The following is a 9,661-nucleotide window of genomic DNA, read 5'->3' as shown; positions in this document are numbered from 1 at the left end:
GGCATAGTATTATTCAGCAATCTTCATTAGATTTTAATAAAAAATTAAGCCTGGCTGAAGACAGTGATTTCCTGATTCGGTATATAATAAAATGTGGCAGGATCATTTTTTCACAGGAATCCTGTTATCATTATTCTACGGATGCAGGTTCTGCAATGCGGACATATGACGGGAAGAAGACGGAAGGATACCTGTTATCTCTGCAGACAACACAGAATGCGATACCAGAGAATGACCAACAGTTATATCAGGCTTATCAGGTGTATATTTTAATGCATCTGAATATAATGATGGTCAGAGAAGTATTTTCCGCGGGAAACAGAGTGGCTTTTTCAGAAAAGGTGAAGGCATTGAAGAAGATTCTGCGGGAGGAAATATTTCAGAAAGCATTGCAGGCTGTACCGGTAGCTTCCTGCAGATCTGCGCGTATGATGCCAATATTGCTTTTAAAATTTCAGCAATATTATTTGTGTGGAAAAGTGTATGAACTGCGTGCAAAGCAGAATGAAAAAAAAGAAATGCGGACAGAGGATTAGGTTGATGGAAGAGAACTACTATGTGGATGTAAATATGCAAAGGAATGGTAAAACGAAAGCGCAGATTCATGCGGCATCACCAAAAAATGCAATTATTCTGGCCGCCGGATATGGTATGCGGATGGTTCCAATCAATACAGAAGTGAGCAAAGGACTTCTAGAGATTCACGGGGAACCACTAATCGAAAGGTTGATCCGGCAGCTTCATGAAGCGGAAATATACGATATATATATCGTAGTTGGATTTATGAAAGAAAGATATGAATATCTGATTGATGAATATCGGGTGGAGTTGATCGTAAATCCGGAATATACAACGAAAAATAACCTGTATTCACTGAAATGTGCAGAAAAATATATTTCAAATACGTATATTGTTCCATGTGATATCTGGTGTGAACATAATCTGTTCCGAAAACAGGAATTATACTCCTGGTACATGGTAAATAATTCTTTAAAACCAGACAGCTGTGTCTTAGTAAACCAAAATATGGAACTGAATCTGATATCAGAGACAGATGCCGGAAATGGTATGATTGGTATTTCTTATTTGACAGGAAAGGAAGCGCAGCTGGTAAAACAACGGATAAAAGAGATGTGCAGTACATCCTGTTATACGAGTGCATTCTGGGAAGAAACGCTGTATGAAAAAAGAAAAATGATCGTGCCGGCCAGAGTAGTAGATGAAGCAGATGTAGTAGAAATTAATACATTTGAACAGTTACGGGAGTTGGACAGCGGTTGTGATCAGTTAAAAACAGATGCGATTCAGATTATTGAAGAAGTGTTCCAGGTGTCGCAAAAGGATATAAAGAATATTACGGTTCTGAAAAAGGGAATGACCAACCGGTCATTTTTATTTGAATGCAAAGAGAAAAAGTATATTATGCGAATCCCCGGTGAGGGGACAGATAAACTGATCAACAGACGTGAGGAAGCAGAAGTTTATCAGAAGATAGCAGATTATCATATATGTGACCGGGTAATTTATATGAATCCGGAGAACGGATATAAAATTACAGAATATATGAACTCTGTCAGAAACTGCGATGCAGAGCAGATGGAAGATGTGAAGAAATGTATGAAAAAGTTGCGCGAGTTTCATGAATTAAAGCTGAAGGTCAATCACGAATTTGATTTGTTTGAACATATTCAATTTTATGAGCAATTGTGGGAGGGAAGCCCTTCCACTTTTAAAGATTATGCGGAGACGAAAAGGAAAGTATTTTCGCTGAAATCGTATGTGGAACAGTATTGTGGGCAGAAAGTACTGACACATATTGACGCTGTTCCGGATAATTTTCTGTTTTGGGAGAAAAATCCGGAAGAAACTGACATCAGGCTGATTGACTGGGAATATGCAGCAATGCAGGATCCGCATGTGGATATTGCGATGTTTTGCATTTATGCTATGTATAACAGAACACATATTGATCAGACAATCGATGCTTATTTTACAGAGGGGTGTGCAGAAAACATCCGTATAAAAATTTATGCATATATAGCGATATGTGGTTTATTGTGGAGCAACTGGTGCGAATATAAGCGAAATCTTGGTGTTGAATTTGGAGAATATTCGCTACGGCAATACAGATATGCAAAAGAGTATTATGCGATTGTAGAGACTGAGAGAAGAAAAGTGGAGATATAGGAACATGTATAAAGTAGAAAGAGCAATCATTATGGCTGCGGGAAAAGGAACCCGAATGAGACCGGTAACGCTGCATACACCAAAGCCATTGGTAAAAGTAAATGGAAAGAGAATGATCGACAGTGTAATTGAAGCGCTGCATAAAAATGGAATATCTGAAATTTATATTGTAGTTGGATATCTGAAAGATCAATTTGAGATATTGCCCAAAGAATATGAAAACGTGAAGCTCATTGAAAATCCATTTTATGACACCTGTAATAATATTTCATCATTATATGTGGCAAGAGATTATATAGAAAATGCCATTATATTGGATGGAGACCAGATCATTTACCATGAGAAAATTCTGGCCCCGGAATTTGATAGATCCGGATACAATGCAGTTTGGACAGATGACGAGACAGAGGAATGGCTGATGACGGTGGAAAAAGGGATTGTTACTTCATGTAGCAGAACCGGTGGAAAAGGCGGATGGCAGCTGTATTCTGTATCAAGATGGAACGAAGCAGATGGAAAGCGTCTGAAACATCACCTGGAACTGGAATTTAATGAGAAATATAACCGACAGATTTACTGGGATGATGTTGTAATGTTTTGTCATGCGGACGAGTATGAACTGGGTATTCGTCCGATGAATGCGGATGATGTAATTGAAATCGATAATCTGGAGGAACTGATAGCATTAGATGGATCATATAAAGATATGTGATGAAATGCAGGGGAGGAGAAATGAAGAAGAAAATAGACTGGATGGTCACGTTAGTGCCATTTATTATAATTGTTGGTATTGCAGTGATTTTGTTTATATGGCCGAGAGAATCCAATGATGTAATACATCAGATAAGATTTTTTCTTGGAGATACACTGGGCAGCTATTATTTGATCATTGGCTTAGGCGTTTTATTGATATCTGTTTATCTGGCGTTTTCAAAGTATGGAAATATCGTACTGGGCGAACCTGATGAAAAACCGAAATATTCATTTTTTGTATGGGGAAGTATGATGTTCACCTGTGGACTGGCAGCGGATATATTATTTTATTCCTTTGCTGAATGGATCATGTATGCAACAAATCCGCATATAGCGGACCTTGGACCAGTGCATGAATGGGCAGGGGTATTTCCTTTGTTCCACTGGAGTTTCATTCCATGGGCGTTTTATCTGGTGCTTGCGGTTGCATTTGGTTTTATGCTTCATGTAAGAAAGCGAAAGCGTCAGAGATATTCAGAGGCATGCCGCCCGGTTATCGGAAAACATGCGGATGGTCTGCTGGGACGTGTAATAGATATGTTTGCGCTGTTTGCCTTGCTGGCAGGAACAGCGACAACATTCAGCGTTGCAACTCCACTGCTGGCAGGAATTGCAATGCGGTTATTTCATATTCATGTCAGCCGAACGGTCGTGACGATTATCATTTTGCTGATTACATGTGCTGTTTATACTTATGCAGTGTTACATGGCTTTAAAGGAATCAGCTTTCTGGCAAAATTATGTATTTATCTGTTTTTTGGATTACTGGTTGTTGTGCTTGTGTTTGGCGGTCAGGGACGTTTCATTATTGAAAACGGAATTCAGTCTCTTGGAAAAATGGTACAGAACTTCATTGGATTAGCGACCTACACAGACCCTGTCAGGGCAAATCATTTTCCACAGGACTGGACCATTTATTATTGGGCATACTGGATGGTATGGTGTGTTGCTGCTCCGTTTTTTATTGGCAATATTTCAAAGGGAAGAACGATAAAACAGACAATACTTGGAGGATACGTTTTTGGTGTTGGCTCAACAATTGTAAGCTTTATTGTGCTGGGCAATTATTCTCTGGGATTGCAGGTAGCAGGAAGAGTAGATTTTATTGCTCACTTTAAGGCAAACGGAGATTTGTATGATTTGATCCTTAATATTATACAGACAATGCCTTGTGCACCTTTTATTCTGATTCTCACTTTTGTATGTATGATTGCATTCTATGCAACATCCTTTGATTCTATAGCGTATACTGCAGCATGCTATAGCTATAAAGAACTTGGAGAAAATGAACATCCGCACACATTAATTACATTATTATGGTGTGTTCTGTTGATTGTGTTACCGATCGCACTTGTTTTTTCAGAAAGTTCTATGGGAAATATTCAGTCGATCAGTATTATTTCGGCGTTTCCTATTGGAATCATCATGATTCTGATGATATGGAGCTTTTTTAAAGATGCGAAAAAGTATATCAGCAAAAGTGATACAAAATAGTTACAGTGACTTAATAAAAAATTAAAAATAAAAAGGTACAGAAAAAGATGGTTTGAGTATATAATATACTTGTATAAAAATGGTCAAATCTATCATAATGATAAAAATAGGAAATGCAGACAGATTATTTTAGGAGTAAAAGAAAATGTACAGAGTTCTTGTATTTGGAATGACAGAAAATCCCGGTGGTGTGGAAAGTGTGATCATGAACTATTACCGGTGTATTGATAAAACAAAAATACAATTTGACTTTCTTTGTAATTTTCATGAAGATGCGGCGTATGAGGACGAACTGACTGCCATGGGCGGTAACGTTTTTCATATTACAGCCCGCAGTGAAAATTATGGAAAATATAAAAAGGAATTAAAAGCATTTTTTAAAGATTCACAGGGAACATACGATGCGATCTGGGTAAATGTCTGTAGTCTGGCTAATATTGATTATTTGATTATGGCAAAAAAATATGGCATCCCACGGAGAATTATTCACAGTCATAATTCACAGAATATGGACAGTAAACTGCGTGGCATGTTGCATGAAAGAAATAAAAAACGCATTGATAAATTTGCAACCGATTTTTGGACATGCTCAGAAGATGCAGCAAAATGGTTTTATGAAGACCGATTGCTGCCGAAGGTTGTAATGATTCGAAATTCCATATCGGTGGATCGCATGGCTTTTGATGAAGAAAAGCGCAGAAACTATCGGAAAAAGCTGCATTGTGATGAACGAACATGGGTGATTGGTAATGTCGGCAGATTACATTTTCAAAAAAATCAGAAGTTTTGTCTGGATATCTTTCAGCATTTTCTGAAAAAATATCCGAATGCCTGCCTGGTTTTGATCGGTCAGGGGGAGGATGAAACAGACCTGAAAATGCTGACAGCGCGATATGGAATCAGTGAAAAAGTATATTTTGCGGGAAAACAGACAGATATCTGTGGCTGGTTAAGCGCATTTGATACTTTTTTATTCCCATCAAAGTTTGAGGGATTACCAATCGCTGCCTTAGAAGCACAGGCAAATGGTGTTCCGATGCTTGCTTCGGCAAAAGTAATCCCACAGGAAGTGAAGATTAATTCCAACTTTGTATTCCTGGATCTGGATGAAGGGGCAGAAGTATGGAGTGAGCATTTGAGTCAGATGCAGAAAACGGCAAAACGTCTGGATGTTTCGGAAGTAAAACAAAATTTTACAGAAAAAGGATATAATATCGAGACGGAAACTGTGAAATTAGAGAAACTGTTTTTAAAGGATGTAAGATGAAGAAATATCAAATTGTAGAAATTTCTGAAAATTATAATCATGCGGGAACGAAAGCAACGCAGGACATTGCAGAGGTTGCAGATGTTCTGAAGTATGAAAGAATCCTGATCCGCATGAATACGACAAAAAGAACGAAGCTTGCAAAAGTACAGCGTCAGATTGGCTATCGGAAAGACTGGGCAGAATGTCTGAAAAGAGTAGAAGAAAATTCGGTTATTCTGCTACAGCATCCGTTTCATTATCCGCAGTTGACCAGAGAGAAAACACTGACGGAATTAAAAGAAAAAAAACATGTAAAATTTATCAGTCTGATTCATGATGTAGAGGAATTGCGGGCATTTCGTTACAATGATTATTATAAAGGTGAATTTGAATTTATGCTGCGAATTGCAGATGTACTGATCGTACATAATGCAGTGATGAAACAGTTTTTTATAGAACGCGGTGTATCAGAAGAAAAAATTGTGACACTTGAGATTTTTGATTATCTGCAAAAAGGAAGTGTTATCAATGTACCAAAGTTTGAAAAAGCGATTACAGTAGCTGGAAATCTTGATACAGAAAAATGCGGGTATGTCGGTCAGCTTGGCGAACTAAGTGGTGTCAGTGTGAAACTGTATGGCATGAATTATGACAAAAAGATGGATCAATGCGAAAATGTACAGTATTTTGGAAGCTTCCCGTCGGATGAGATTCCGGGAAAACTGACAAGTGGATTTGGTCTGGTATGGGACGGTGCAAGTATTGATGGTTGTGTCGGACAGTCCGGACAATATCTGCGATATAATAACCCGCACAAACTTTCACTGTATTTGTCGAGTGGCTTGCCGGTTATTATCTGGAAAGAAGCTGCGGAGGCAGATTTTGTAGAGAAACAGGGAGTAGGAATTTGCGTAGATTCTTTAAAGGAATTATCTGCAAAATTTGAAATGTTGGATGAGAACGCGTATAATAAATACGCTGAATCTGTAAGAGAGCTTTCTGAAAAGCTGAGAACAGGTCAGTTTGGCAAATATGCAATATTGTCAGCAGAGGATATATTAAAATTATGAGTAAGAAAAATATAAAAGTATTAGTTGCCGCACATAAGAAATATTGGATGCCGTCGGATGAGATGTATTTACCGTTACATGTTGGTCATGCGATTGCAAAACAGGAGATTGGATTTCAGGGGGATGACAGCGGCGAAAATATATCAGCAAAAAATGCAAATTATTGTGAATTGACAGGAATATATTGGGCATGGAAGAATCTGGATGCGGATTATATTGGGTTAGTGCATTACAGACGGTACATTTCAAATAAAAATTCAAAGCTGGCAGCGATGCTGTGCCAGGATAAACAACGTGCGATTCTTACTTCAAAAAAGGCACAGGATGTCTTGGAGCATGCAGATGTAATCGTTCCGACGCGAAGAAATTATTATATTGAAACTTTATATAGTCATTATGAGCATACACATGATCACAGACATTTAGATATTACCGGGGAAATCATACAGTTGATATGCCCGGAATATTATGAGACTTACAAGAGAATGCTTCAGAGAAAAAGCGGACATATGTTTAATATGTTTATTATGAAGAAAGAGTTGTATCATGCATACTGTGAATGGCTGTTTGCAATATTGGGTCAGGTAGAGCAAAAAGTTGATACCAGTGCAATGACACCTTATGAAGCGAGGTTTATGGGACGAATCAGTGAATTGTTGCTGGATGTATGGATGGAATATAATCAGGTGAATTATAAAGAGTTGCCATGTATTCAGCTTGGAAAAGAGAACTGGCCCAAGAAGATTAAATCTTTTCTGGCAGCGAAATTTAAGAACCAAAAGTATGGACAGAGTTTCTGATTATTTGTAATGGAGAGCGGATATGCAGGCAATATTGATATTGGCACACAGAGTAAAACTTGCTAATATGGAGCTTAAAATAAAGAGTTTGAGCTTGTATATGGGATGTTTTACAGGTGTGGCAGTACTTCTGATCATTCTTTTTAAAATATTAGGTCTGGCACCATTTGGTGGTTCTACACTGGCAAGCGCAGATGTATACTATCAATACATGGATTTTTATGCCTGGTTTCATGATGTATTGCATGGAAGCAACAATATTGGTTATACGTTTGGCAAGACACTGGGTGGAACAAATATCACAGTATTCAGTTATTATCTGGCATCTCCATTAAATTTGCTGGTGTATTTTTTTGATAAAACGCAATTACATACGTTTTTTGATTTGATGATCCTGATCAAACTTGCACTGGCATCTATGACTTGAGGAATCTGGCTAAACAGAAGATTTGAAAATCAGTTGGGACGTGTATGGATCTGGTTCCTTTCTATGGGATATGGATTGTGTCAGTATGGTTTGGCACAGAGCAGTAATGTAATGTGGCTGGACGGTGTGATCTTACTTCCATTGATCTTACTAGGTATTTATCGTCTGATCTGGAAAAAGAATCTGTGGCATCTGAGTCTTTGTGTTGGAATATCGATTTCCTTAAATTGGTACACAGGCGGAATTAACTGCATTTTCACTGGAATCTGGGTATTTCTGGAAATGTTTTTGTTTGTGGAGGCAAAAAAGCAGGTAAACAGATGCTGTGTATTATGCTGAGTGTGGCAGTTATTGGAGAACTTGTAGCAGATAGTACCATTCTTCTGAAACAATACAAATTAGATAATGTAGAAGAATTCAAATCTTATGAAAAAAAATCAACAAGCGCAGATTGATGAGATTTTGACAATATACAGTAATAGTTGAATATTCTATTGACATTTTCTGGAAAAAGAGTAAAAATCTTAAGAGTGATTGAGTAAAAGACCGATATGCAGAGAAATCTGTGAGAGCCTTTTGCAGAAAGGTGGTTTTATGAAATTAAAAAAAGTAATAGTGGGATTGGCAGCAGTATCCCTGATGGCTGGCATGTGTGCAGTACCGGCACTGGCAGCAGAAATATCAAATGATAACAGTGGGGCAGAGATTGCAGTATTATCAGATGAGAATACAAATCAGGAAAGTGAACTGCCAACATTGGAAATTCGTCATAATGGTCATATTGATGAAGTTACAAATTATACGGTTGGCGATAGTGAAAAAGGAGATGACTGGGAGACAGTAACTTATAAATGTGATGTTGAACAGGCACAGAACACGGTAAATGTACATAAAACACATGAGGCAGATATGTGGAATAAGGATTATACAGTAGATATTTCTGCAAAGCCTGGTGTGAAAGGAACAAAAAGTATCCATTGTACAGATAATGATTGCTATGAAGTGACGGATGTAACTGATACAGAATGGGTACCTGTTTCTGGAATTGTATTTAATACAGATAAAAAATACGTGACAGATGATACACCATTTGAATTAGATGCTACTATTTATCCGGAAGATGCATCTGATCAGGATCTGATCTGGGAATCTTCTGATCCTTCTGTTATTTCAGTTGATGAGAATGGTACGGTTACACCGATTAAAAATGGTACAGCAACGATTACTGCTTATGATTCTGAAATGAAAGTATCAGCTTCCTGTGAAGTTACAGCCGATATGTTGAATGGTATTTGCAAAAATACGGCAGATGGAAATTGGTATTACTACCGAAATGGTATCATAGATCGTACTTATACCAATGTTGGAAAAAATGCAAATGGTTGGTGGTATGTAAAAAATGGTCAGGTAGATTTTTCCTATACAGGTGTAAAAAGCAATGAAAATGGCTCCTGGAGAATTTTCAGAGGAAAAGTTGATTTTAACTGTAATGACATTGTAAAGAGTGAAGACGGCTGGTGGTATGTTCGCGGAGGAAAAGTAGATTTCGGACACAGCGGTGTGGATAAAAATGTCAATGGCTGGTGGCGGATCGTCAACGGAAAAGTAGATTTTAGCTGCAACAGCGTGGAGAAAAATCATCTTGGCTGGTGGTATATCCGCGGAGGAAAAGTAGATTTCG

Annotated in this window: 9 protein-coding genes and 1 pseudogene; all 10 read left to right on the top strand. The window is 37.9% G+C overall.

Going from position 1 to position 9,661, the window contains the following annotated elements; genetic code table 11:
• On the top strand, positions 1-536 hold a 536-nt coding region (locus LG34_RS02700), incomplete at its 5' end, for a hypothetical protein (RefSeq protein WP_207657015.1).
• Positions 537-540: 4 nt separating this feature from the next.
• Positions 541-2,187 (top strand): NTP transferase domain-containing protein, encoded by a 1,647-nt coding sequence (locus tag LG34_RS02695; RefSeq protein WP_242979785.1) that lies wholly within the window; start codon positions 541-543, stop codon positions 2,185-2,187.
• Positions 2,188-2,191: 4 nt separating this feature from the next.
• Positions 2,192-2,899: an NTP transferase domain-containing protein gene (locus LG34_RS02690; RefSeq protein ID WP_109214760.1), complete on the top strand. Its 708-nt coding sequence runs from the start codon at positions 2,192-2,194 to the stop codon at positions 2,897-2,899.
• 20 nt (positions 2,900-2,919) lie between these two features.
• Complete coding sequence (locus tag LG34_RS02685; protein WP_181369268.1) at positions 2,920-4,434, top strand: BCCT family transporter; 1,515 nt, start codon at positions 2,920-2,922, stop codon at positions 4,432-4,434.
• A 145-nt stretch (positions 4,435-4,579) separates the two neighbouring features.
• Entirely contained in the window at positions 4,580-5,701 is a 1,122-nt protein-coding gene (locus tag LG34_RS02680; protein WP_109214759.1) for a glycosyltransferase family 1 protein, read from the top strand.
• Positions 5,698-6,753 carry a sugar transferase gene (locus LG34_RS02675; RefSeq protein WP_109214758.1) on the top strand — a complete coding sequence of 352 codons (1,056 nt, stop codon included), beginning with the start codon at positions 5,698-5,700 and terminating at the stop codon, positions 6,751-6,753. The genes LG34_RS02680 and LG34_RS02675 overlap by 4 nt, the downstream gene beginning before the upstream one ends.
• On the top strand, positions 6,750-7,553 hold the full coding sequence (locus LG34_RS02670; protein ID WP_109214757.1) for a DUF4422 domain-containing protein: 804 nt from the start codon (positions 6,750-6,752) through the stop codon (positions 7,551-7,553). Before LG34_RS02675 ends, LG34_RS02670 begins: the two co-directional genes overlap by 4 nt.
• A gap of 22 nt (positions 7,554-7,575) precedes the next feature.
• Positions 7,576-8,319, top strand: a pseudogene (locus tag LG34_RS17010) (YfhO family protein).
• Positions 8,301-8,435, top strand: a complete 135-nt coding sequence (locus LG34_RS17235; protein ID WP_270367275.1) for a hypothetical protein — start codon at positions 8,301-8,303, stop codon at positions 8,433-8,435. The pseudogene LG34_RS17010 and the gene LG34_RS17235 overlap by 19 nt, the downstream one beginning before the upstream one ends.
• Positions 8,436-8,574: 139 nt before the next feature.
• Positions 8,575-9,661, top strand: a 1,087-nt coding sequence (locus LG34_RS02655) for an Ig-like domain-containing protein (RefSeq protein WP_146190173.1), incomplete at its 3' end; no start/stop codon positions are given.

Source organism: Eubacterium ramulus (assembly GCF_003122485.1).
Lineage (GTDB): Bacteria > Bacillota > Clostridia > Lachnospirales > Lachnospiraceae > Eubacterium_I > Eubacterium_I ramulus_A.
The sequence above is the reverse complement of the archived record's forward strand: the minus strand, read 5'-3'. Positions and strand labels throughout refer to the sequence as shown.